The following is a 23,234-nucleotide window of genomic DNA, read 5'->3' as shown; positions in this document are numbered from 1 at the left end:
TCATCTCCTCAGGCATTAAAATAACAAGCCTTGGTCATTGCATCTACGCTATGGAAATTACTGAAAATAAGCCATCACGGGCTCATAAAATAACAAGCAGCCAACGCACACTGCAACAATCGCCATGACAAGCACGGCACCGGCCGCCGTATCCTTTGCCGTCTTTGCAAGGGGATGCCACTCCGGCGAGACGAGATCCACTACGGCTTCCAGTGCCGTGTTCACCAGCTCCGCCGCGATGACGAGGCCAATAACGATAAGCAGAACGGCAATATCACGCCCTGGAAGCCGAAAATACATAGCGGCCAGCATTACAACGGTGGCGGCCAGCAAATGTACCCTCATATTCCGCTCCGACTTGATCGCCGACACGATTCCTTCCGCTGCATACCGGAAAGTGTCGCTCCTTTTCGGTGCGGGCTTCATTAGCGGGTTAGCCCTGCCTGGGCGAGAACCGCTTCCTGCTTGCTCATCATCTCCGCTTCGCTCGCTTCATCCTGGTGATCGTAGCCAAGCAGATGCAGGAAGCCATGGACGAATAAAAATCCGATTTCCCGGTATAGGGAATGGCCGTACTCTTCACTTTGGGCTTGTGCCGTTTCCACCGAAATAATGATATCTCCGAGCATGTCGCCAAAGCCGTCCAGTTCTTCGCCTTCTTCCAGCTCGTAGACAATCTCCTGCTCTTCTTCCACCGATTCATTCATGGCAAAAGAGAGCACGTCCGTTGGCCGGTCAATCCCCCGGTATTCCCGATTGAGCGCATGAATCTCTTCATCAGTTACAAAAGTCAGAGCGACTTCGCCTTCAGTGACTCCTTCGGCCTCTCCCGCTTTTTGCAGCAGCGTATTCAGCAGCTCTATTAAATCATTCCCGATTTCGAGGATTTCTTGCTCATTATTGCATTCGAGCTGTAGCGCCATCGCTTTCTTGCCCCCCGTCTTTCTCTCCGTTGCTTACTTTTTTAATTTCTTCCGGATACTCGATCCGCGAATGGAATATTCCCATTACGGTCTCTTTCAAGGTCTGAGCAATGATATCCAGCTCTCTCATCGTCAGATCGCATTCGTTAAATTGATGGTCGTCGAGACGGCTCTTGATGATTTTCTCAATCATCGTCTCAACCTGTTCCACGGTAGGCTTCCGCAAAGATCGAACCGCGGCCTCTACGCTATCGGCAATGCCGACCACGGCCGCTTCCTTCGACTGGGCTTTCGGCCCCGGATAACGGAAGTCCTCCTCCGTGAAGTCCGGTTCAATGCCCTGCTCTTCCGCCAACCTCAACGCCTTATGATAAAAATAATGCAAGAAGGTCGTTCCATGATGCTGCTCCGCAATGTCACGGATCGGCTTCGGCAGCTTGTAATCCTTCTGCATCTCCACCCCGTCACGGGCATGCGCGATAATAATCGATTTACTAAGCTTAGGATCGATAAAATCATGCGGATTTTCCATATTGTTCTGATTTTCAATGAAATAGCTTGGACGTTTGGTTTTACCGATATCATGATAATACGAGCCCACCCGGCACAGCAGCCCGTTTGCTCCGATGGCTTCCGCCGCCGCCTCCGACAAATTGCCGACCATGACGCTATGGTGATACGTTCCCGGAGTCTCCGTAAGCAGCTTGCGCAGCAAAGGATGGTTCGGATTGGACAGCTCGACCAGCTTTAAGGCAGAAAGAATGCCGAAGGTGACCTCGAAGAACGGCATGAGGCCGATCACGAGAATCGTCGTCAGCAGTCCGCCCGCCACGGCAAATCCAATGGCATAAAGCGTACTGGATTCCGTCCAGCCGTTATTATCGACCAGAATCAGCGTAAATACCGCAAGCGCACCAAACAGCGTAATCATGATCCCTGCCTTGAGCAGCGTCGACCGCTGGCTGGCTCGATGGATTGCGAAAATAGCCGCAAAAGAAATAACAACAGCGAAAAATCCGAATTGAAAATCGAAAATTTGCCCTTTATGCACATTAAGAATAATACTGGCCAGTATACTGAACAATATAGAACAAATATAAGCCAAAGACATGTCGAGCAGCAGCGTAATCAGCATCGCTCCTACCGCGACAGGCGCAATATAGCCAATATAGGGCCGCTGTTCATTTTGTACGATGTTGACTACGTGCATCGATAGAATCGTAATCAAAATAATAAGCAGCAGCATGACGAACTGCGCATTATTGTATTTGAAACGGCTAACCCCTTCCGACTGGCGGATATACATGATCAGGCCGACCGCCAGCAGCGAAGACAGAATAACCAGGCCGAATTGCGGCCAGTAGTTCACTTCATCCTTTAGCAGTCCGTTCTTTTCCAGTAAGGAGTACATTTCCGGGGTAATTTTCTCCCCTTTTTGCACCAGTACATCCCCCTGCTTGATAAATACGGTCGGCGTATTCTCTCGCGCCTCGACCTTGGCGGCTTTGGTCGCTTCCTCGTCATAGAACTTGTTCGCCGTAATCACAAGCCGGGCCAGCTCCTGGACGACCTCGCGAGAAACACGCTTGCTCAGCGAACTGGTGCTCACCAGCTCCGCAACCTTGGCACGCGCCGTCTGGGCATCCACGATCTGATCCGTGGTCAGCCGAGCTACAATATCGGCAGCCACAGGCTTCATTTCATTAATATCTTCTGGCGTTAGCCTGGGTATCTTAATAAACGTCTCTTCAGATATCTGATAAGCCTGCTCGCTGATCCGCTCGTTCACTTCTTCGAACAGCTTCTCGGAATAACTTGGCGAATTTCGGTTGTTCCGAATAAAATTCTGGATATGATCCTCGACCCGCTGAGGCAGCTCCTCGTGGTAAATTTTAATTTTGTCCTCGGTCGACACCTGGTCATCCTGATTAAGGCGGAAAATCCGGTCAAGCATTTGCCCTACGAGAGCCTCATTACGCAGCGGCAGAATCGTGTAGACCTGTCCTACTTTTTCGGCCGCTTCCTCCTGCGCCTTCAGCGTTGCTTTCGTATCCGGAATTTCCATCGGTGCCAAGATTTCTTTGTCGCTCGGCAGCCCGACGGCGATATCATAGGTTTCTGGCAGCAGCTTAGGCGCCAAACTAGCATAGAACATAATAATAAGCAGCGCAAACAGAACATAGCGTACAGATACGCTATGTTTCCATCCGGCTGTTCGGGATTGCAGCATTTTACCTTTTTGCATTTCGTTTGAGGTCATAGTGACAGCCCTCCTGAAAAATTTAAAGCCCGGCAACCTTATATTTAAACATTTAGAGTAGATACGAGATTATGATCGGTTTAACAGCAGGTTCCAAGCCGGTCGGATTAACCCTGATTTTCAGCAGCACGGTCATAAGCAACAATAATTTTCTGTACTAGCGAATGACGCACAACGTCCGATTCCGTAAAATAGACGAACCCGATTTCTTCGATCTCTTGCAAAATATTCCTCGCTTCAATCAGCCCGGACTTTTTCCCTTTCGGCAAATCGATTTGCGTTACGTCACCGGTGATCACCATTTTAGAGCCGAAGCCAAGACGGGTCAGGAACATCTTCATTTGCTCTGGCGTCGTATTTTGAGCCTCGTCCAAAATAATAAAAGAATCGTCGAGTGTTCGACCGCGCATGTAAGCCAGCGGCGCAATCTCAATCAGGCCGCGCTCCAAAGCTTTGGCCGTTTGCTCAGGCCCCATCACATCATATAACGCATCGTACAAAGGACGTAAATAAGGATCTACCTTTTCCTGCAAATCACCTGGCAAAAATCCAAGGTTCTCTCCCGCTTCTACCGCAGGCCGGGTAAGAATAATCCGTTTGACCGTGCCTTCCTTAAGCGCTGCAATCGCTAGGACGACCGCTAAATAGGTTTTACCCGTACCTGCAGGGCCGACCCCAAATACGATGTCACGCTTCTTAATCGTCGTCACATAATGCTTCTGTCCAATCGTTTTGACCCGAATCGGCTTTCCCCGATAGGTTACAGCAATTTCACCCTTGTATAAATCAAGCAATTGATCGGCACGAAGCTCCTTTGCCAGATCGATGGCGTAGAGCACGTCCCTTTCCGTCAAAATATAACCGTTACGAACCAGCTCCAGCAGAACTTCAAACAGCTGCTGAGCGATTTCCACCTGACGGGCTTCGCCGCGAATCGATATCTCCGACTCCCGTAAAACGATTCCAGCATTCAAGCTGCTCTCGACCAGCTTCAGGAACGTATCCTGCGGGCCGAATAGCGATAACCCTTCCGATGCATTTTGTAATGTAATTTTTGTATGCGAAATTTGTTCTGACAAATAGACTCATTCTCCTTGCTCATGTACTATCGGAAGTTCTTCCGCTATATCCTGCTCTACTTCAAAAAGCACTTTCATATAAACTTTACCATTGTCTGACTTCTCATGCAAAATTTTTTGACTCACAATCTTGGATTCGACACCATGTTTCGCATAAATGTCCCTTAAAGCCCTTTCAATCCCGTCTTCTTTTGCTTGTTTTGCCGAGAGCTTCAATTGAATTTCCGTCGTTTCCAGCAGCTTCTCGCTCATCCAGCCGATCGGCAGCTTCCAGCTTCTCCAGGTCAGCGGGTCAAGCTCGCTCAAGGTTTGGAATTGGGCAAACTGGACGCTGCCGTATCCGGTAATTTGGACGGCGGTCTTGCCAAAGTACAAATAACCCCTTACCTTTTTTTCACCGGTATACACATTTTGCTTCCGCACAAGAGGCACCTCGATATTGTATTCATGCCAGACGATTCCTTTGATCTCTCCCTTAGCGACAACATAGCTGTTCCCTTGAATACCGGCAATGAGCACCTGCCCCTTTCTGACTCGCTCATGCTTTTTTACCTCGGGCTGCCCTCTCTCGGCATAAATGTTCGTAATAATAGCATCAGAGCTGCTGATGAGATGGCTGGGGCTATGCAAGGATTGTTCCTTCGGACGGGTTGCTTCAACGACTTGGATCGTAATGCGCGTACCGCTGCGGGAGACGCCAACCCAGGATGTTCCCGGCAGCTTGCGCGTTAATTCAGCCGATAACTTGTCCTGCTTTTGCATGCGGAATATCCATTGAAAAGGATAGATTCCTTCTTCGCGGGCAGCCATCAGCACATCTTCGGTCGGTATTTTTTCATTTCCTTGTACTTCAATATCCCATACAAGAGAAGACAGAGCAAATATAATAGCTATAAATAAGGCAAAGCCGACGATAAAAATTTTACGCCGCCACAGCCTGAGCATGATGAAAGGCATTCCGGCACGACGCTTTACGGACATTCTGCAGCCTGTCCGCTTTAACAACGGGCGGAGGGAGAAATAGTCGTTCAGTTGGACGTTCATCTCCATCTTCCGCTCCGGCAGGGCACGGACATTCCATATCTCTATGCCCTCCTTGGCCAGCTCATTGATCAGCCTTTCGAGATGCTCGCCGCGGACAACAATAGTCACACTGCCGCGCAGACGGGACAAGACAGATGGTTTCACGCGATTCACTCCTCCACTCCCAAATATTTAATGCCGGAAATCCGGCCTTCAATAATGACTTCCTCGGGCATGATTGCCTTGATCACAAGCTCTGCCCCCTCCACCGTCAGCATCCCCTGCTTTAGCTCAAGATGCAGCTCATCCGGAGAGAAGTGAACCACCCCTTGATGATTCTCGATTAGCAGCTGCTTGTTGCCGATCAGAGTGAGCCTCGGTAAATCGAATACGAGATCTCCCGGCAAGTCGAGCGCTTCGACCGCCCATTTGCGAATTTTCCGTGATAGCTGGCTCATTTCAGGCAACCCTCCTTCCCCTACCCTACAAAATATGCGCTCAAAGATGAATTTATGAGAACCGGAGCAAAAAGGGCGGAGCAGGCTGAACTATTTAACGAGTACTCCTCTTCATCAAGTTCAGTTTGGAGTTCTCTATTATCCATCTGAATTTATCCATCAAATTTAAATATAAGGAATCGGGCTAACGCTCTTGCCCCTTTAGCGGCAGTTGCGATAATATTACGAAATTTCAAATTGTTCTTGCTTATTAGAAGGGGCCCATGCTCCAAGCCCCCTACTGAAATCGTAAACAAAGTGTTCCCTTCCTGATCCCTCACGAGGTAGAGAAGCATGCTGGACTGAAGCATAAATGCACAAAACAAAAAACACCCTCTACAATCGTAGAAGGTGTTCGTTTGCGTATGCTATTGCAAAAGCTGCTGAACTGCCTGATTCACGAGCTTGCCGTCAGCCCGGCCTTTGACCTTGGGCATTAGCGCGCTCATGACTTTCCCGATATCTGCCTTCGAAGAAGCACCGGTTTCCTGGATGGTCTGCTGTACAATGACTTTAATTTCTTCTTCTGTAAGCTGTTCAGGAAGGTATACGGCAATAATCTCAGCTTCAGCTTTGACATTTGCAGCAAGATCATCGCGACCTGCTTTTTCAAATTCTTGGAGGGCATCTTTGCGCTGTTTGATTTCACGACTTAGGATATCAAGCACTTCATTATCGTTCAAAGGTCTTTTCAGATCTATTTCAAGATTCTTGATCGTAGCACGAACCATTCGAATGGTGGAGAGTTTGAACTTGTCTTGACTCTTCATCGCTTGCTTCATATCTTCGTTCAATCGCTCGCTAAGATTCATGGTAGCTAATTCCTCCTAAAACTTTCTCTTACGAGCAGCCTCGGACTTTTTCTTGCGCTTTACGCTTGGCTTTTCATAATGCTTGCGTTTCTTCACCTCAGCCAATACGCCATCCTTTGCGATGGAACGCTTAAAGCGACGAAGTGCAGCATCAATTGTCTCGTTTTTGCGAACTTTAGTTTCAGACACCAGTTTTCCCTCCCTCCGACCAGACCGTCCAAGAGCATAACACGGTTCATCACTCTTCATTATAGGGGAAAAATAAATAGGGTGTCAACCAAACACCTAGTTTTTATCTTTCATTTTCACCATTAAATTTTTAGATAGCGTGTGAATCAGAACTTTGAACAAGCGCCCCTAGTTTCGCGCCGCCGATCAAATGATAGTGGATGTGGTAAACGGCTTGTCCACTGTCGGGGCCGCAGTTGTTGATCAGGCGATAGCCAGTCTCGGCAACTCCCAGCTTTTTGGCGGTTTCCTGAGCAATACGGTGCAGCTCTCCCATCATGGCGTAATCCTCAGGCCCCACATCGTTCATCGTCGCAATATGTTTCTTGGGAATAATCAGTACATGCGTGGGCGCCGCAGGCTGAATATCATGGAATACGAGAAAAGTATCATCTTCGTAGACTTTGTTTGAAGGAATTGATCCATTTGCGATTTTGCAAAACAAACAATTTTCCATTTTCCACTGCCTCCTACAAATATATATGTACCATCATACCTAAAATTAGCAAAAAAAAGAAGCACCCTGCTCCCTCGAAGTCGAGTTCGCTGGTCGCACGGACGTATTGGCCCAAAAAATATCTCTGTCACCAATACGTCCGACGGGGTGCTTGCAAAATGATGTCGGCTAACTGTAGTATAACAGCCGGGTGAAGCTGTATCTGTGATGTACATCACGCTTCCAAAAATGTTTTTTTACCTGCTGAAAACCTGCTGCACATTGCAAACGCTACAAACTTTCCAGCATAACCTGCGAGCCTTCTCCACCGCTTTCCGCGGGTATGACGATCAGCTTGCGGGCTAATCTAGCACGAAGCTCGGCCACATGGCTTATAATACCAACCGACAGATGGTCATGGTGAAGATGCTCCAAAGAAGTAATCACCGTATCCAGCAGCTCTGGATCCAAGGTTCCAAACCCTTCATCCAGGAAGAAAAACTGCAGCGGATACTGACCGCGAAGCTGGATCTGCGCGGATAGAGCCAAAGCCAACGCCAGGGAGGTAAGGAAGGTCTCGCCGCCCGAGAGAGTAGCTACCGGCCGCTTCACTCCGCCGTTTGCATCATCGCAAATAACAAACCCGCCGCCGGAGTCGCATTCGAGCGCGTATCTCTGGTTCGTGAGGAATCTCAGACGCTGTGACGCAGCCTGGCTGACGTACATCAACTGCTCCTCTGCTACGTATTCTACGAATGCATTCCCGCGGAGAGAGGATTGGAGCTTGGAGAGGAGCCCTGCTTCGTGCTCTCGCTTCAAGCGGTTTTTCTCGAGCTCCTGCCAGCGGACATGTCTTTTTTCCAAATCCTCCAAATCACGCTGAGACCTAGCCTTCAACTGCAATGCCGCCTCGTCCTGCTCCTTAGCCTGTCGGAGAGTTTCGGAGCACTCCTGCCATTCCTCTTCCGTCACATTTCGGCCTTCCAGCTTAACCTCAAGCTCTTTGAGATTAATCATCAGCTCACGCTCGGCATCCCGGTGAGATTGGATTTGTTGCTCTAAAGATCTCATCCGTTCCTCGTCCATGACAGCCTCAGAGGCTTGCTGCTCGTTATCAAACGGCGAGGCTGCAAGCTCGGCCTGCCACTGCCCCCGCAGCTTCGCCTCCTGCTCCTGAGCCGCCAAGGCTGCTTGCTGCGCCAATACGTCTGCCTGGCTGCACCGCTGGCGTTCCGCTTCCGCCTCCGCTTGACGGCGTTTGCCCGCTTCAGCCTGTGTCCGCAGCAGCTCCATGCGCTGACGGGTATTTTGAAGTAAAGCATCAACGGATTCATCGCCGATCCAAGTCGTTAAGCGCGCCTTTTTATCACGGAGTAAATCCAGTTTCCCCTGTTCTTGAATGTCCCATTGGAACAGCGATTTATCAAGCTCGGCAATGTCGCGCTGCAGCTGGGCGATGCTTGCAGTTTTCTCCTCGATAAAGGGGATGCTGAGAGCTAAACGCTGCTTAATATCCTCTGTTCTATGATCCCGCTCGTGAATTTGCTCCATACGGGCTGGAGCATCCTCCGGAGAAAGATCCGGATGCTCTTGAAACCATTCCTTTTCAAGCTTAGCCAGCTCGTCCCGACATATGCGGCTGTTCTGGGAGGACTGCTCGGCTAATGCGGCCAGAGAGCCTGCCTCAGCTTTTACAGAAGCCTGCTTGGTCTGTATCTCGGTTAGTTTATGGTTTAGTGATTTGGCGTGCCGTTCAAAATCCTCGAACTCCTTGTGCCAGTTGGTTCGCCCACTCATCAGATCCTCGTGTTGCTGTACTAGCACAGTTATCGTCTGCGGTGAGTCACCATCCGGCTCTAGTTCAAGTAGATTTGCTGCAGTAGTTTGCGGTAGAGCGGCATTCGCTGCAGCAGCTTCCCGGTACCCTGCAAAAACCGGTGAATCTTCATTGTCCTTGTCCTGCCCTTGAACCTGAGCCTCTAGAACGCCTAACAAACTGCTAAAAGCGTCCGCATCTCTGGATACCGCATAACGAAGGTCGCGTGCCTGTGCCAGCAAGCCCCCAAGCTTCTCCAGCTCTGCATCGCCCGAAATCAGGCCGCTAGCATCGAAATTCGAAGCAGCGGGCAATGGATGCTCTGTCGAGCCGCACACCGGACAAGGCTGGCCGCTGCGGAGCGCCTCGGCCAAGCGCAATGACCAATGATGCTCATCCCGCTCTTTGGCGGAACGCTTCAAAACCGCCTCATGACGCTCTATGCGCTCTTCAAGCTGCTCCGTCGCGGCTTGAAGCCCTGCCAGCTTCTCTCGGGCTTGCCAGGCTCTCTCGATCAGAGCGAGCCGTTCCTCATTGTAACCCGCTTCCTCTTTAGTCAACGCCTCCAGACGGCAGCTCGCATCTCTAGACTGCTGCAAGTGCTTGCTCTCATCCGCCTCCGCCTTGTTCAACGCTTCGCGGGCAGTGTTCATGATCTGCTGGCGGGAAATCGCGTCTTGCATGCGCCGGCGATCGGAGGCCTTCACCTCATTCTGCTTCAGCTGCTCTTCCAGCTCCTGCTTGCGCTGCTGCGCCTTGGCCAGCAGCTGCTCCTGCTTGTGCAGCTCTTCGCCGAGCTGCCGGTGCTGCGCGCTTCCCTGCTCACGCTTCGTCTGGAGGTGCTTCGCCTCCGCCTGCAGCTGATCGCACTCCGCCTGCAGCACCTTCGCCTGCTCGAGCTGATCCAGCCGCAGCAGCAGCACCGGCTCCTCGCGACCAAGCTCGGCCGCAGCCGTCTCCGCGGCCTCTATCGCGGCGCGAGCGCTGCTCGCCGCGGCCTCTGCGGCCTCGCGGGCTTGGCCCGCTGCGGCTGCTCGCGAGGCCGCTAGCTGCTGCGCCTCCTTCCAGGCCGTCAATGTCGGCCTGATCCGCTCCGCAGCCGCCGCCGCCGCAAGCCGCGCCTCCTGCTCGGCCACGGCGCCGCCACGCTCGCGCAGAGCCGCCAGCTGCGCGGTGCGAGCGCTGTGCTCCAGGCTCAGCTCGCGTACCTTCGCGAGCTGGTCGCTGCGCTGCTGCGCCAAGCCCAGCTCGCGCCGGCGCGTCTCGGCCAGCGCCGCAGCCGCCTTCAGCGCTGCCTCGGCTTCGCGCAGCGCAGTCTCCGATGCGTCGCCGAGCCCCTGCTGCTCCGCAGCGAGCTCCTTGAGCGCATTATCGTTCTCCTTCACTTTGCGGCTCAATTTCTGAGCGAGCAAATCGCCGTATTTTTCCAGGTGGAACAGGCGCTGCAGCATAGCTCTGCGCTCCGCTCCCTTCAAGGAGAGAAATTCGGAAAATTTTCCCTGCGGCAGGACGACAGCCCGAGTAAAATCATCCATTTTAAGCCCGATTTTCTCCTCGACGCAGCGTGTGACATCAGCAAGCTTATCGGCCACAACCTTCTCGCCCTCAGGCGTTATTTCAATGAAGCGGCTAATCGTGTTGCTGACCGAGATATCGCTTTGACGCTTGAAGCGGCGCTCTACCCGATAGCGCTCCTCGCCCTGCGCCGAAATCAATTCAAAGGTGAAAGCCACGAACAGCGAATCCTCTGAATGATTCATAATTCCCTGCGTTCCTCCCGAGGCACGGCCTACTTTGCCATACATCGCTAAAGTAATCGCATCGAGAATCGTTGACTTCCCGCTCCCAGTGGGGCCGAATATGCCGAACAGCCCCGTGTCGCACAGAGCCGTAAAATCGATTTCCTGCATGCTCCGGTAGCTCTGAAGACCGGATAACTTAAGAGATATCGGCTTCATACTTCCTCCTCCTCTTCGTGACCAACCGCTCCTTCATCCGCTACAAGCGACATAAACAGCTCCACAAGCTCTTCCTCCGGCTCCGCTCCGCCGCTCTGCCGCTGATAAAATTTACGAAACAGCTCGTGCACCGGCATTTGGGCGCGCGAGGCAACCGCAAGCTCCTCATTCCGTCCCGGATAAATCGGGCGGATATGTACGATTCCTTCATGAGCTTTGCGAAGTGCCTGGATATCGCTCATCGACATCGCTTCGGTCAGGCTGATTTCAAGATCGATAAAGGCAGTTCTGTCTCGTCCCTCTTCAAGCCAGCGATGGGCTTCCTCCAAGCCCCCGCGGCATGTCCACCGCACCAGTGGACGGCCGCTGCTTAGATGTAGCTCCTCTGCCGCCGGCACAGCGCCGGGCGCTATATCAAGCAGCATGACGGACTTCGCCTGCCCAGCCTCCGAGAAGCTGTAGGCAAGCGGCGAGCCGCTATAACGGATCAACCCCTTGCCCTTAACCAGCTGCGGACGATGCAAATGCCCCAGTGCCGTATACTGCGCTCCAACATCAAGGGCCGAAGGGTCTACGGTATATGCGCCGCCGACCTGAATCGGACGCTCGGAGTCCGATTCTACCCCGCCGAGCACATAAATATGGCTCATCGCAAGGTTTACGGTATCCGCCCGAAATTCGCCGGCCAATTGACGCATGAGCTTTCCGACCTTGGCGCTGTATGCCAAGCGAAGCTCCCGCTCATCCCCGTCTTCAGCCAACAGCTCGGCTAATCTTGCCTCCGATGGATAGGGCAGGGCGGCGATGATCGCCTGTTCCCCGCTTCGCGGAACATCTACGGTTACGCTTCGGGAAGTGGGAAGGCCGACTAGCGTAATCCCTCGCTGCGAAACAAGCGGAGAGACGGCGGAAATACGCTCCGGCTGGTCATGATTTCCGGCAATGACGACAAGCTGGCAGCCATTGTCATTCAGACGGGCCACAGTATCATAGAACAATCCCTCGGCAGCAGCCGGCGGGTTTACGCTGTCGTACACATCACCGGCCATCAAAATCATATCGACCTGCTGGTCGCGTGTCAGACGTACGAGCTCGTCCATGAACAGCTCCTGCTCCTTAAAGCGGCTGCGTCCTTCCAGCGTGCGTCCTAGATGCCAGTCCCCCGTATGCAAAATACGCATTGCCTGTTCCCCCTCTTTATTGAAACTCTTTTCTAATCCTACAACTTGACCGTTTCTCCGTTATCGAAAAAGTACAGCCATTTTTCATCGACTGCACGGCCCATGATTTGCTTGATGGCTTTAGCATAAAGCTCGAGTTGAAAGCGATAGGTTTCTGCCAAACCGGACACGCCTCCAAGATGCTCCAGAACACGGTCACTCTTGTAATCCAGCAAATACAGCTTATCGCCGATGGCGAAAAGACAGTCGATGATCCCTTGAATGAGCACGGTCTCCCCTTCAAGCTGTTGGAGAGTGAATTCTCCCATTTCCGAGATCCCCGCCGGCTCTGGCGACTCCCCTTCTATCGCCGTATCCGGGCCGTAACCAAAGCCATTGGCAGGCGGAGCGAATCGCGGATAAGCCTCTTCCACAGGCAAGCCGTAGCTAAACGGCATTTCACGCCTGATCCAGTCAGCCTGACGAAGCAAAGCACCCAGCGGACTCCGCAAAAAGTCGGCAACCCGGGAAACATCCATTTCCCTGCTCTGCTCCTGCGACATGATCTGCCGCTCGACAAGCTGCTGCAGTGTTTGGTGCACGATCTCCTCATTCGCCTGCCCGGCAAAAGGAAGATGCTGCATAAGCATATGATAAGCCGTACCCCGTTCGGTCGGCGTCATTCGCTTCTCCTCCATGAATTTCGGACGGCGTAAGTACAGCTTGTCCTCCGCCTTCTCATCGAGTATGTTTCGCCGTTCAAGACGCGCTTCCTCCGCAGCGAACCAATCCATCGGCGGCTCTTCCTGCATCGCCAGCAGCGCCTTCATTTCAGTGACCGAGGTTTTGGCCGAGATGCGTCCGGCCATCTCGTAAGGATATCGCCAATCCAGCCGGGCTTGAACGGCGGCATTATACTCCGTCGCCTCTGCTGACCGGACGGCAACAGGCCCGCCCGACACTAGCGCCTGCAGCGCTGCCTTCTCCTCCGGCGACCATTCCTTCGTCGCCGCAGCTTGCGCGCCGCCGATGGCGAATTGTTCGGCCGCTATGAAGCCGATCACCCAATCTGGTGCGCTTGTGACATCATAACCCGGGGCAGGGCTCGGCAATCCGGCATATTCCCGCAATTGCCCGGCAGCGGGGTGACGGATCAGCGAAGGGCCGATCCAATCCAAATAACTGCGCCCTCGCGCGATTAAATAGTCCGGAAGCCGCTCGGTCTCGTTCTCCAGAATGCCTCCCCATGACTCTGCCGATTTTCCTAAATCCTTTACAGTCGATATAAGTATGAGCTTGTCTTTAGGCCTTGTCAGCGCCACATACAGCACCCTGATCTCCTCTGCCAGCAGCTCCAGTTGCGCCCGGCGGCGAATCGCCAGGTTCGGTAGCGTAGGATAGCTTACCCTCGTAGTCTCATCTACAAATTTCGGCCCGTACCCCATTTCCTTATGCATTAAAAACGGCGTATTCAAATCCTGCCGATTGAACATTTTTGACAAGCCGGCTACAAATACAACGGGAAACTCCAGCCCCTTGCTTTTATGGATGGTCATGATCCGAACCGCATCTTCCTGCTCACCGGCGGAAGCCGCTGCTCCAAGATCGCCGCCGCTTTCCCGCAGCCTTGTAATATATCTTAAGAAGCGAAACAAACCTCGCGAGGCCGAGGATTTCTCGAATTGCCTGGCACGGTCAAGAAGGGCCCGCAAATTGCTCTGCCGCTGCGCCCCTCCCGGCAAGCCTCCAGCCCAATCCAAAAATCCGGTTTGCCGGTAAATGTCCCAAATCAGGTCGCCCAGTTCACCCTCCCTGGCTTTATTTCGCCAAGCCTCCAGCTGCTCCGTACAAGCGATCAGCCTGGCTTTGAGTCCACTGGATTTTGATCCTCCTGCAGCCTCTAAATGTATCCCAAGATCTTTCTCGGCAACAACCGGGAAAATCGCATCGAATTCATTTGCTTCTGCATCTGCCGTTAAGGCTGCCTGATCCAGCCCCTCTTCCGAAGCATCGATCGCTGAGGCGTTCATCGGTTCCAACGCGCTGTCCTCCTGGGCAATAAAGGCTTGCAAAGCTCCGTAAAAATTACTCCTTGGTGCAGCCAAGCGAATTTCGGCCAGTTCCTCCTCGGACAGATTATAGAGAGGAGAGCGAAGCACGGCCGCTAGAGGAATATCCTGCATCGGATTATCGATCACTTGAAGCAGGGAGAGCATCGTCTCCACCTCCGAGGCTTCAAAATAGCCCTGGCTCAGCTCACCGTAAGCCGGAATCCCCTCCATTCTCAGCTCCTCCATCATCGCAGGCGCCCAGCTTAAGGTTGAGCGCAGCAAAATGACCATATCCCGGTATTCCACGGGGCGCAATTCCTTCAAGTGCTTATCATATATGCGTAATGGCTTCTGGCGCATTTCCCGGATCTTGGCCGCAATAGCCCGGGCTTCCAGGCGTACTGCCTCCAAATCAGCAAGCTCCTCCTCGATCATCGACCCAGCCCCGTCGCCTTCCGCTCCTGGCGTCTCGCCCTCCTGAGCTGTATCGCCGCTACGATCAATCAACAGCAGCTCGGGACGATAATCTTCTCCCGTATTCTCGGGATAGCCTTCCCCGTAAACGAGCTCTGAACGTGAGTCGTACGATATTTCCGCAACACGCTCATTCATGACTTGGCGGAACAGATAATTGACGGCATCGATCACTTCCCGCCGGCTGCGGAAGTTGCGGGCAAGGTCAATTTTAAGCCCTTCCGCCCCGGCATCCTCGCCATAGCTCCGATATTTTTGCAGGAATAGCCCAGGCTCGGCCAACCTGAATCTATAGATGCTCTGTTTAACATCCCCTACCATAAAACGGTTCCCCGGCTCTCTTCGCGAAATAAGCCGGACGATATCTTCCTGAACCGTGTTCGTATCCTGATATTCGTCCAGGAGCACCTCTTCGAATTGCTGTTGATATTCAAGCGCAGCATCCGAAGGAAGATTCCTGCCCGGAGCCGAGTCTGGATGGCGCAATATTTGCAAGCAATAGTGCTCCAGGTCGGAGAAATCAAGCCAGCCTTTAGCCGTTTTGTCCTTCCTGTACCGCTCGGCAAATTCAATGACAAAAGAAGACAGCTCGGCCATGAGCGGAGCCATTTGATTCATCTCATCCAGGAAGTCCTCCGGAGAACGGCCAAATAGCTGCGTACGCAGTTCGGTGAGCGTCTTCTTCGCTTCCTCGCGCAGCGCCTTAACCCGCTCCTGCAGCACGGGATCAGTCTGATCCTTCTTGCAGGGCTTCAGTTTGCCGAATGCGACACTATTAAATTGTCCATGCAGCTGAGACCAAAGCCCCTTATTTACGGGAGCCAGCATGAGCTCAACCATGGTGATGTCCTCTTCCAGCGTGCTCGCATAAGGCTGCGGGCCGCCAGGGGACAAGGCAAGCGTCTGCGCCTGGCGCAATAGCTGCGCAGCACCCTCCAGCGTCAGCTTCGTGTCGCTTAAAATGCTGCTGACCCAAGTGCTCTTCTCCAGGGCTTCTAGGCTCGGGGCAGCAAATACTCCTGCGGCCTGCTGGAGCCAAAAGTCCGGCCATGGATGGCTCCGGGAAAAATCGTACAATTTCTGAACCAGCGAAAATACAGCATCATCGCTGCGTTCCCCGCCAAACCAATCGACTAACCGCAAAAAAGGACTCCCTTCCTGCAGGGTCGCATATTTCTCCTCAAAAAGCTCCTCCAGCACTTCCTGACGGAGCAAGGCTGTCTCGCTTTCGGAGGCGATGCGAAATCCGGGATCCAGCGGAATCAGCGTATAGTACCGCTGGATCACTTCCATACAGAAAGAGTGAAGGGTCGTAATCGAAGCTCGGCCCAGCATCGCGAGCTGCCGTCCCAGATGCTCATTGTCAGGATTCCGGGCCAGCTCTTTCTCCAGCGCTTCGCGGATGCGCTGCCGCATTTCCGAAGCTGCCGCCTTGGTAAAGGTGGCGACAAGCAGACGATCCACGCTAAGCGGATGTTCTGTATTGCACAGCTTTTGTATAATGCGTTCCACAAGCACCGCCGTTTTGCCGGAGCCAGCCGCTGCCGCGATCAGCATATTGCTGCCGGACAGCGAGATCGCTCTCCACTGATCATCGCTCCAGTAGCTGCCTGGAGGCTTCGGTATGCTCATCTCAGCCCCTCCTCTCCGCCGTTTTGTTCGAACAGCTCCCAGAGCTTATCTTTACCTGGCTTGCTCAGCACATGGTAAGCGGCCCCCTCCACCGATTCATCGAAGCGGCAAACCGGCTTAAAGGCGCAATGGGTACAAGCTGTCTCATGACCTAACCGATAGGGCGTAATGCGCACATCCCCGTCCGTAATTCTCGTTCCGATTTCCGTTATCGCCTGCCGAACTGAACGCAGCAGCTTGTACCACTGCTCTTCGGTGGCGACGGAAGCGCTGCTGTAGAAGCCTCCGTCAGCCTTAACGGCAACTGGCAGAATATCGGAATATCCTTTATCAAGCACGCTATCCATCTTGGAGATCACATCGCGATCCGCAAGCAGCAGCCCTTTCATTTTGAATCGCTTCAGCATCTCCAGCTCAGCTTGCTCCGGACTCAGGCTATTGCTGCTTTGCAGCAGCGGATTATGGACATGGAAATATAGGGTGCCTGCAGGCAAGGCCCGTTCTCCGAGCCATGCCTCGGCCGACGTAAGCAGTACGTCGAGATAAGTGAGCATTTGCAGCGACAAGCCGTAATACACCTCGTGCAGCTTTAAATCCGTCTGACTTGATTTATAATCAATGACCCGCAGCAGTATCCCTTGCTCTCCCTCAGCCACGTCAACACGGTCAATCCGCCCGACAATCTCCATCACGCATCCGTTCGGAAGCTCGAACGTGAGCGGAGGCAAAGCTTGTCCCGGCCCAAAATCCAGCTCCAAGCCGATCGGCTCAAAGCTGCCTCTTCTGGATTGTTCGCCGAGAATAACGGAGGCACGGCCGACGATATTTTTCAGTTTGCGTGAAATATAGCCGTAACGCTTCGAGCTCAGCAATATTTCGCCCTGCAGCTTCGGCGCAATCCGATCGACGGCGATTTCCGCCTCTTCCAAGCACTGCTCTGGGGTCAAGCTCCCCCAGCTTCGGTTCTGCTCTTTGAATGTCATCGCCATCGAGCTTAGCGCCGCATGGAACAGCTGTCCGATGTCAGGCGCCTTCAACCGGTAAATTTGCCGTTCCTTTAGCCTCAAGCCATGTGATGCGAAATGCGAAAACGGACAAGCCGAGAATTTCTCCATTCTCGATACGCTGGTTCGAAGGCGTTTACCGTACAATCTGCGGCTCGTGGCAGGAGTAAGCCCCCGGACCCGGTTGCGATAGTCAAGCGAGCCGAGCAGATGGGTAACCTTCCCGTCCCAATCTTGACGGGCCTTATACCAGCCCAGAACACTCCACCATACAGGTGAAATAGGCTCACCGCTTCTCCATAACCGCAATTGGTCAATGAGAAGGGATAATGTCGGCTCTGGCCGACTGACATACTTAAGCTGCTCCTCCTCGCTATCCGTCGCTGCCGGTGCTTCGGCTAAAAATTGCTCGGACAGGCTTGGGAAAATGTTTCTCACATGCCGAATAACTTCGGAGGGCAACAGCGCCTTCCCCTCTTCATCTGCCAGCGGATAGCTCAGCCATAACGAGTGGCTCGCAGCCGATAAAGCTTCATAAATGAGAAAGCGCTCGTCAAGCAGCCTCCGCGTCAACCCAGGAGCAAGCTCGATGCCGATTTCGGAGAGCCGTAACCTCTCCTGATCGCTGAGCACGCCTTCTTCCTGTAAATTAGCGGGCATGATGCCTTCGTTAATACCGAGCAGGAACAGGTGCTTGACATGACTGGAGCGCGTCCGATCCGTACTTCCGATCAACACCTGATCCAGAGACGGGGGAACCAGCGACAGCTTAAGATCCTGCAAGCCCGTCTCCATGATTCCGATAAAAATATCCAAGCTAAGCTCCTCTTCCCCCATCATTTCTACGATCTGATCGAGAAGATCAAGGACGGAGCTCCACAGCTGGCGATGCTCCATCGCTTCCTGCGGCTGTCCTTTGCGCTGGGCTTCGTGAGCCAGCTTGTCCAGGCGGTGAGCCGCTTCGACATCCTCAAGCAGTCTGTAGACAGCGGTACACATTTCGCGAGCATTCCGGCTCCGCTTCAATCTCGTCTCAAAAGCCGAAAGCGGCGTTACGACTGCCTCCCGGCAGCGTTCCAGCAGGTGCATAGCCTCCATCTCCGCCAGCTCAGCCGAATTATCGGGTACCTCTAGCGAAAGACTGGGCGCTCCCTTCCATGGGCGGCCATCGGTCCAGCGATAACCATGAATTCCGCTGGCTAATACATAATTTTCAAGCTGATCCATATGGCTTCGCGTCAAGCTGCCATCCAGCGGCAGCAGAAATTCGCTTTTGACGCAGCGAAAGACATCCTCATACTTCCAAAACTTCAATACAACGTCCATGGCTCCCCGAATCAGCTCCACCATAGGGTGGTACAGCACACTTCGCTTCTGGTCTAAGAAGTAGGGAATGCCATACTCCTCGAATATCGGGCCGATAAGATGATCATAGTCCTCTAAATTTCTGACGAATAAAGCCATATCCCGCCATCTCGCTCCCTGCTCTCTGGCCAAAGCAACCATAGCCCGTACGGCTCCTTCCGTCTCCGTGCGCCGACTGCCCGCCGAGTGTAAAGACAAGGAGGAGGATAAATCCGCCGGTGCCCCTGCTCCCTTCCACGGAATCCGACGCTCATATGCGAGTTCCAGATGAGACAATGTCTCATTGTCCCTGAAACGTGGAAAAGGACGAGTGCCAAGCACCTCCGCCGCCTTCGCCTCAATTCCGTATTCCTCAGCGAGCGTACGAAGCTTCATGTACGTGATTGCCGTGGAATGGAACAGATTGAGCTCATGCGGCGCGACCCCATCATCGTAAGGACGATCCAAGGTAAGAGATACCGTCATAGAGGAGGCCATCGCCATCAGTGCGCCGATGGCTTTGTATTCCTGGGGGGTAAAGGATTGAAATCCATCGATCCATATGTCAGCTCCGCGAAGGTAGGCTGATTTCGAGGCACCCTCTGCCAGCTTAACGACATGATCCTCCGCATCTATGTAAAGCTTGGATAATTCCTGGTCAAACTCGCGGTAAATAATGCTTAAATCATGAAGCTTATCACGCAGAAGCGGCGATTCGCCGTCCGCTTTTTCCAATAGTTCCCCATATTTATCCAGCTCCGAGAAGTCGGCATCATACTTCTTAAGCTCGCTATATAAAGAATTGATCCGATCGATTAAGCCAAGCTGATCCCCGGACTGCTTGTACAGCTTCAGCTCTTTCCGGTGTCTGCGCATGATTTTGTAGAGGAGCATCTTCTTGCCCTCTTCACTGATCGGTATAAGCGCCGAACCGCCGGTTTCCTGCATGACCCGCAGAGCTAACCGGTGAAAGCCAAGCACCTGGACTCTGACCGTGCCATACAACTGCTCTGACTGCACAATCGCGCGTTCAATCTGAAAAGTTCCCTGCTCTGGAGCGATTAAAATAATCGGCGGCCCGTTCGGATCGGCTCTCAGCATAGAGGTGATCCGCTCCAGAATCAAGCTGCTCTTGCCGCTTCCCGAACGGCCGATGATAAATTGAAGTGACATGAAGCTCCCCCTAACAGCATAATTGCCGTAAGCTTAAAATGGTGCGATATCGAGAAGCGCAAAAGTCTACCGCCTCTCCCAAGATCAATTTGATAATTCACATTATAGCATAATGATGATAAATTTTAGCGAAAACAAGAATGTACGTTCTGTTCATTTTAAATAAGAAATGCGTATAAGACAACAAGACTTCTGAACGGATCAGAAGTCTTGTTGACTAGGATTTTTCTGTTTTCTGGCGCAATGCCGCTCAAAACGTCTTCGTCCGGACCTCGAAAATTGCAAATTTCAAATAATGTCCTTCATTGACGCCCAATATTTGCGGATGGTCTTTCCCGGCGGCCCGCCATTCGATCAACCTCAGCAGCTTGCCTGCATCCATGGCGGCCTCCTGAATCGTTTGCAAGAAAAGCTCTGGCTTCATATGGTAAGAACAGCTCGCCGTAACTAGATAACCGCCTTCGTTAACCAGCTTCAGGCCATGCAAATTAATATCCTTATATCCTCTGCATGCCCCTTTGACCGCTCCCTTCGTCTTGGCGAAGGCTGGCGGATCGAGAATCACGACATCCCAGGTGCGTCCGCCGCCGGCCGTCATCGGAAGCGATGTGTCTACTTTGCCGTCATCGGAAGCACGCTGACGCCGCTCGTCCAGTCCCTTGACTTGGCTGCGCAAATATTCGAAAGCATCGGCTACGACGAACTCTACCCGATCTTCAAAGCCGTTCAGCCTGACATTTTCCTGGGCGCTTTGGATCGCGTGTTCGGAAATATCGAGGCAGGTGACCTTTTTCGCCCCATACTTGCAAGCATGCAGCGTAAAGCTTCCGGTATGGGAGAAGCATTCCAGTACGGTCGCCCCGTCCCAATACGGGAATGTGACCTCTTTGCCCTTCCGGTTCACCGGAGCCGTCCGGAAGCCTCCCCCCTCTACCGGCAGCTGCTGCAGCATAACGCCGCTCCGCTCTCCCCAGCCCGTCATCAACGGCTCGATCGAGGCGCGATTCTCACGCTGATCAAAGAAATATCCCGTCTTCTGTCCCTGCCATATATCCACTTTGATCGAAAGTCCGTTCTCCGTTACGGTCACATGCTGCGGAGGGTTGCCATAAAGCTGCCCTTTTACCTCCTCCAGGCCCTCCATGGCACGGACGGATACGTCGCTGCGCTCATATATGCCTGTCGGCTGGAGCACGGACACCAAAGCTTCTACAATACTATCACGGCAGCGATCCATTCCCAATGTGAGCAGTTGAACGACGAGTGTGTCGCCGAACCGATCGACAATGAGTCCCGGCAAGAAATCGGCCTCTCCATAGACTAGCCGGTAAGCCTCCTCCCGTACAAATCTGTGGCGGTGCGCTAAGCATTGTTCAAAACGCTGAATAAAGAAGGAGACGTCCATCGCTTCAAGCGGTTGATAAGATACAACCCGAACCGTGATTTGCGAAGCCGGGTTATAATAGCCGGTTGCCAGAAATTTACCTCTCCAATCCAGCACAGCCACCAGGCTGCCCGGCTCCGGCTCCCCCTCTACTTTCTCAATTTCATTATTGTAAATCCATGGATGCCCCTGTTCCAGCCGTTTTTTACGACCGCGTTGCAAAATGACTGATGGCATGCTGACCCACTCCTCTTAAAGTTAAATAGCATCTCCTCGACTTTTGTCTGCCTCAGCACTCCCACACGAAACGGGAATAGACCGCCTTAGGGCATGAGAGCTGCAAGCCTGGCATATATGTAACTTGTACAGCTTTATATCAGAGGAGGGAGCTCATGTTTCACGAAATTGTGTTCCCGGCGACGTTCGGCTTTGCAATGTTTCTGCTCGGCATGAAAATTATGGAGGCTGCGCTTCAGACTTGGGCTGGCCCCAGATTGATCAAGCTGCTCCAGGCCTCCACGCGTACGCCGTTGACGGGCTTATCGTCCAGCACGCTCGTGACCGGCGTGCTGCAGAGCAGTACGGCGATCACGGTCATGACGATCGGCCTCGTCAATGCGGGTCTGCTGTCTTATGGCCGTACACTCGGCATTATCCTCGGCGGCAACATCGGTACCTGCCTCACCACCGAATTGATCGCCCTGAATATTTCCCGTTTAGGCATCCCGCTGCTGATCGGCTCTCTCCTTATTTGGGCCGCTGCCGTTATAGGCGAAGAAGCCCTCCCCCGCCACCGTGCTCATGCTTCATGGGCCCACATGTTAAGACCGCTGCAATTCGGCTCGCTGGCTGTATTCGGCTTCAGTCTGATCATGATCGCCATCACCTGGATGCAATCGATCGGCCCCGCTCTAGAGCAGCGCGGCGTAATCGCATGGCTGCTGGAGCACGCGGACGACAGCCTCCTATGGGGAGCTGTTGCCGGAGGGCTTCTCACCGCGCTTATCCATAGCAGTGCAGCCGTTATTGCAATGACGATGGGACTTGTTGCTACAGGCACCCTGCCCATCGAATTTGGCATTGCCATGGTCATCGGCTCCAATGTGGGTACATGCATCACTCCGCTGATCGCCTCGATCGGCAGCACGCCATCAGGACGGTTTGTCGCCTGGTCGCATGTAATCCTAAATGTTTTGGGCGCACTATTGTTCATGCCCTTGATTCCATGGCTGGAAACAGCCGCAGTCTGGCTAAGCAGCGATCCTGCGGCTCAAATCGCGCATACTCAAACGATTTTTAATGTCGTTTGTTCCTTGCTGGCGCTCCCCTTTTGCTATTTGCCAGTATGGTCAAGATGGGATGGGCCGAATCAGCACCCGCCGCGGTATTCCACGACGACGGCTGCGATTTCCTCCACTGAAATGCGTGATTAAATGCGAACTCCCAGCAATTTAAGCGCTTTTTCCAATATAAAATCATTATTATCGTACCCGGCGTTACACTGTCTTTCCCAAGCGACTTCCGGCTTATACCAGGCTACGCTGCGTATCTCCTCCGTTTGCGGCTTCAGGCTGCCGCCTTCGCTTTCGACAAGATAATAATGCACTTCCTTTTGAATGTCTCCTTGCTGTGGATGACGATAAGTATAAGCTATAATATCGACGGGCTCGACGATTCGGCCAACAATCCCGGTTTCCTCCCATATTTCTCGGAGCGCGGTTTGTTCAATCGACTCTCCGTCTTCCCTTTTTCCTTTAGCAAACGATATTTTGCCGTATCGATCTGTAATGAGCTGAATTTGCAGTTGTCCCGCTTCTTTGCGGTAGACAATGCCTCCTGCGGATATTTGCTTGGACGGCATGACATGATCCCTCCTTATTCATCGCGCCTTCTCTTTAATACGGGTTCTCAGCTTGCCCCCATTCCGGGGACGACACCCAAATTGACAACAAGGACTCCACCCCCCGGGGTGAAATCCTT

The 23,234-nt window shown here is 52.9% G+C and carries 16 protein-coding genes; 1 reads left to right on the top strand and 15 read right to left on the bottom strand.

Annotated features, from left to right (window positions below; all coding sequences use genetic code 11):
• Positions 1–57: 57 nt before the first annotated feature.
• From ACE3MQ_RS07550 to ACE3MQ_RS07485, 14 genes are all read right to left on the bottom strand, one after another.
• Positions 58–426: a diacylglycerol kinase family protein gene (locus tag ACE3MQ_RS07550; protein ID WP_379392005.1), complete on the bottom strand. Its 369-nt coding sequence runs from the start codon at positions 424–426 to the stop codon at positions 58–60.
• Positions 426–923: an rRNA maturation RNase YbeY gene (gene ybeY / locus ACE3MQ_RS07545; RefSeq protein WP_379392004.1), complete on the bottom strand. Its 498-nt coding sequence runs from the start codon at positions 921–923 to the stop codon at positions 426–428. The genes ACE3MQ_RS07550 and ybeY overlap by 1 nt, the downstream gene beginning before the upstream one ends.
• A complete protein-coding gene (locus tag ACE3MQ_RS07540; RefSeq protein WP_379392003.1) occupies positions 898–3,183 on the bottom strand; it encodes an HD family phosphohydrolase in 2,286 nt (761 codons plus the stop codon). The genes ybeY and ACE3MQ_RS07540 overlap by 26 nt, the downstream gene beginning before the upstream one ends.
• A gap of 107 nt (positions 3,184–3,290) precedes the next feature.
• Positions 3,291–4,262 carry a PhoH family protein gene (locus tag ACE3MQ_RS07535; RefSeq protein WP_379392002.1) on the bottom strand — a complete coding sequence of 324 codons (972 nt, stop codon included), beginning with the start codon at positions 4,260–4,262 and terminating at the stop codon, positions 3,291–3,293.
• Positions 4,263–4,268: 6 nt separating this feature from the next.
• Positions 4,269–5,450, bottom strand: coding sequence for a sporulation protein YqfD (gene yqfD / locus ACE3MQ_RS07530; RefSeq protein WP_379392001.1), 1,182 nt, complete (start codon positions 5,448–5,450; stop codon positions 4,269–4,271).
• A 5-nt stretch (positions 5,451–5,455) separates the two neighbouring features.
• Entirely contained in the window at positions 5,456–5,743 is a 288-nt protein-coding gene (yqfC, locus tag ACE3MQ_RS07525) for a sporulation protein YqfC (RefSeq protein WP_379392000.1), read from the bottom strand.
• Positions 5,744–6,150: 407 nt separating this feature from the next.
• Positions 6,151–6,594 carry a GatB/YqeY domain-containing protein gene (locus ACE3MQ_RS07520; RefSeq protein WP_055107420.1) on the bottom strand — a complete coding sequence of 148 codons (444 nt, stop codon included), beginning with the start codon at positions 6,592–6,594 and terminating at the stop codon, positions 6,151–6,153.
• A 15-nt stretch (positions 6,595–6,609) separates the two neighbouring features.
• The gene (gene rpsU / locus ACE3MQ_RS07515) at positions 6,610–6,783 is read right to left on the bottom strand and encodes a 30S ribosomal protein S21 (protein ID WP_005547957.1); all 174 of its coding nucleotides are present in this window, start codon (positions 6,781–6,783) and stop codon (positions 6,610–6,612) included.
• Between the two features lie 130 nt (positions 6,784–6,913).
• Positions 6,914–7,279: a histidine triad nucleotide-binding protein gene (locus ACE3MQ_RS07510; RefSeq protein ID WP_379391999.1), complete on the bottom strand. Its 366-nt coding sequence runs from the start codon at positions 7,277–7,279 to the stop codon at positions 6,914–6,916.
• Positions 7,280–7,549: 270 nt separating this feature from the next.
• Complete coding sequence (locus tag ACE3MQ_RS07505) at positions 7,550–11,032, bottom strand: AAA family ATPase (protein ID WP_379391998.1); 3,483 nt, start codon at positions 11,030–11,032, stop codon at positions 7,550–7,552.
• Positions 11,029–12,213: an exonuclease SbcCD subunit D gene (locus tag ACE3MQ_RS07500; protein ID WP_379391997.1), complete on the bottom strand. Its 1,185-nt coding sequence runs from the start codon at positions 12,211–12,213 to the stop codon at positions 11,029–11,031. Before ACE3MQ_RS07500 ends, ACE3MQ_RS07505 begins: the two co-directional genes overlap by 4 nt.
• A 38-nt stretch (positions 12,214–12,251) precedes the next feature.
• Positions 12,252–16,349 carry a helicase-exonuclease AddAB subunit AddA gene (gene addA / locus ACE3MQ_RS07495; protein WP_379391996.1) on the bottom strand — a complete coding sequence of 1,366 codons (4,098 nt, stop codon included), beginning with the start codon at positions 16,347–16,349 and terminating at the stop codon, positions 12,252–12,254.
• Positions 16,346–19,870, bottom strand: coding sequence for a helicase-exonuclease AddAB subunit AddB (gene addB, locus ACE3MQ_RS07490; protein WP_379391995.1), 3,525 nt, complete (start codon positions 19,868–19,870; stop codon positions 16,346–16,348). Before addB ends, addA begins: the two co-directional genes overlap by 4 nt.
• A 250-nt stretch (positions 19,871–20,120) precedes the next feature.
• Entirely contained in the window at positions 20,121–21,491 is a 1,371-nt protein-coding gene (locus ACE3MQ_RS07485; RefSeq protein ID WP_379391994.1) for a class I SAM-dependent rRNA methyltransferase, read from the bottom strand.
• A 155-nt stretch (positions 21,492–21,646) separates the two neighbouring features.
• Between ACE3MQ_RS07485 and ACE3MQ_RS07480 the strand changes: the two genes are divergently transcribed.
• Positions 21,647–22,687: a Na/Pi cotransporter family protein gene (locus ACE3MQ_RS07480; protein WP_379391993.1), complete on the top strand. Its 1,041-nt coding sequence runs from the start codon at positions 21,647–21,649 to the stop codon at positions 22,685–22,687.
• Here the strand turns inward: ACE3MQ_RS07480 and ACE3MQ_RS07475 are convergent.
• Positions 22,684–23,115, bottom strand: coding sequence for an NUDIX hydrolase (locus ACE3MQ_RS07475; protein WP_379391992.1), 432 nt, complete (start codon positions 23,113–23,115; stop codon positions 22,684–22,686). The two genes, ACE3MQ_RS07480 and ACE3MQ_RS07475, sit on opposite strands and share 4 nt — an antisense overlap.
• Positions 23,116–23,234 lie beyond the last annotated feature (119 nt).

The organism is Paenibacillus lentus (genome assembly GCF_042714055.1).
In the GTDB taxonomy this organism is placed as follows: Bacteria; Bacillota; Bacilli; order Paenibacillales; family Paenibacillaceae; genus Fontibacillus; species Fontibacillus lentus_A.
This window is presented reverse-complemented; position numbering and strand designations above follow the sequence as displayed.

What these genes read in the sequence shown, in the direction of transcription:
- ACE3MQ_RS07550 (WP_379392005.1), bottom strand. Translation starts at nt 426, where the DNA reads ATGAAGCCCGCACCGAAAAGGAGCGACACTTTCCGGTATGCAGCGGAA.
- ybeY (WP_379392004.1), bottom strand. Translation starts at nt 923, where the DNA reads ATGGCGCTACAGCTCGAATGCAATAATGAGCAAGAAATCCTCGAAATC.
- ACE3MQ_RS07540 (WP_379392003.1), bottom strand. Translation starts at nt 3,183, where the DNA reads ATGACCTCAAACGAAATGCAAAAAGGTAAAATGCTGCAATCCCGAACA.
- yqfC (WP_379392000.1), bottom strand. Translation starts at nt 5,743, where the DNA reads ATGAGCCAGCTATCACGGAAAATTCGCAAATGGGCGGTCGAAGCGCTC.
- ACE3MQ_RS07520 (WP_055107420.1), bottom strand. Translation starts at nt 6,594, where the DNA reads ATGAATCTTAGCGAGCGATTGAACGAAGATATGAAGCAAGCGATGAAG.
- ACE3MQ_RS07510 (WP_379391999.1), bottom strand. Translation starts at nt 7,279, where the DNA reads ATGGAAAATTGTTTGTTTTGCAAAATCGCAAATGGATCAATTCCTTCA.
- ACE3MQ_RS07505 (WP_379391998.1), bottom strand. Translation starts at nt 11,032, where the DNA reads ATGAAGCCGATATCTCTTAAGTTATCCGGTCTTCAGAGCTACCGGAGC.
- ACE3MQ_RS07500 (WP_379391997.1), bottom strand. Translation starts at nt 12,213, where the DNA reads ATGCGTATTTTGCATACGGGGGACTGGCATCTAGGACGCACGCTGGAA.
- addA (WP_379391996.1), bottom strand. Translation starts at nt 16,349, where the DNA reads ATGAGCATACCGAAGCCTCCAGGCAGCTACTGGAGCGATGATCAGTGG.
- addB (WP_379391995.1), bottom strand. Translation starts at nt 19,870, where the DNA reads ATGTCACTTCAATTTATCATCGGCCGTTCGGGAAGCGGCAAGAGCAGC.
- ACE3MQ_RS07485 (WP_379391994.1), bottom strand. Translation starts at nt 21,491, where the DNA reads ATGCCATCAGTCATTTTGCAACGCGGTCGTAAAAAACGGCTGGAACAG.
- ACE3MQ_RS07480 (WP_379391993.1), top strand. Translation starts at nt 21,647, where the DNA reads ATGTTTCACGAAATTGTGTTCCCGGCGACGTTCGGCTTTGCAATGTTT.
- ACE3MQ_RS07475 (WP_379391992.1), bottom strand. Translation starts at nt 23,115, where the DNA reads ATGCCGTCCAAGCAAATATCCGCAGGAGGCATTGTCTACCGCAAAGAA.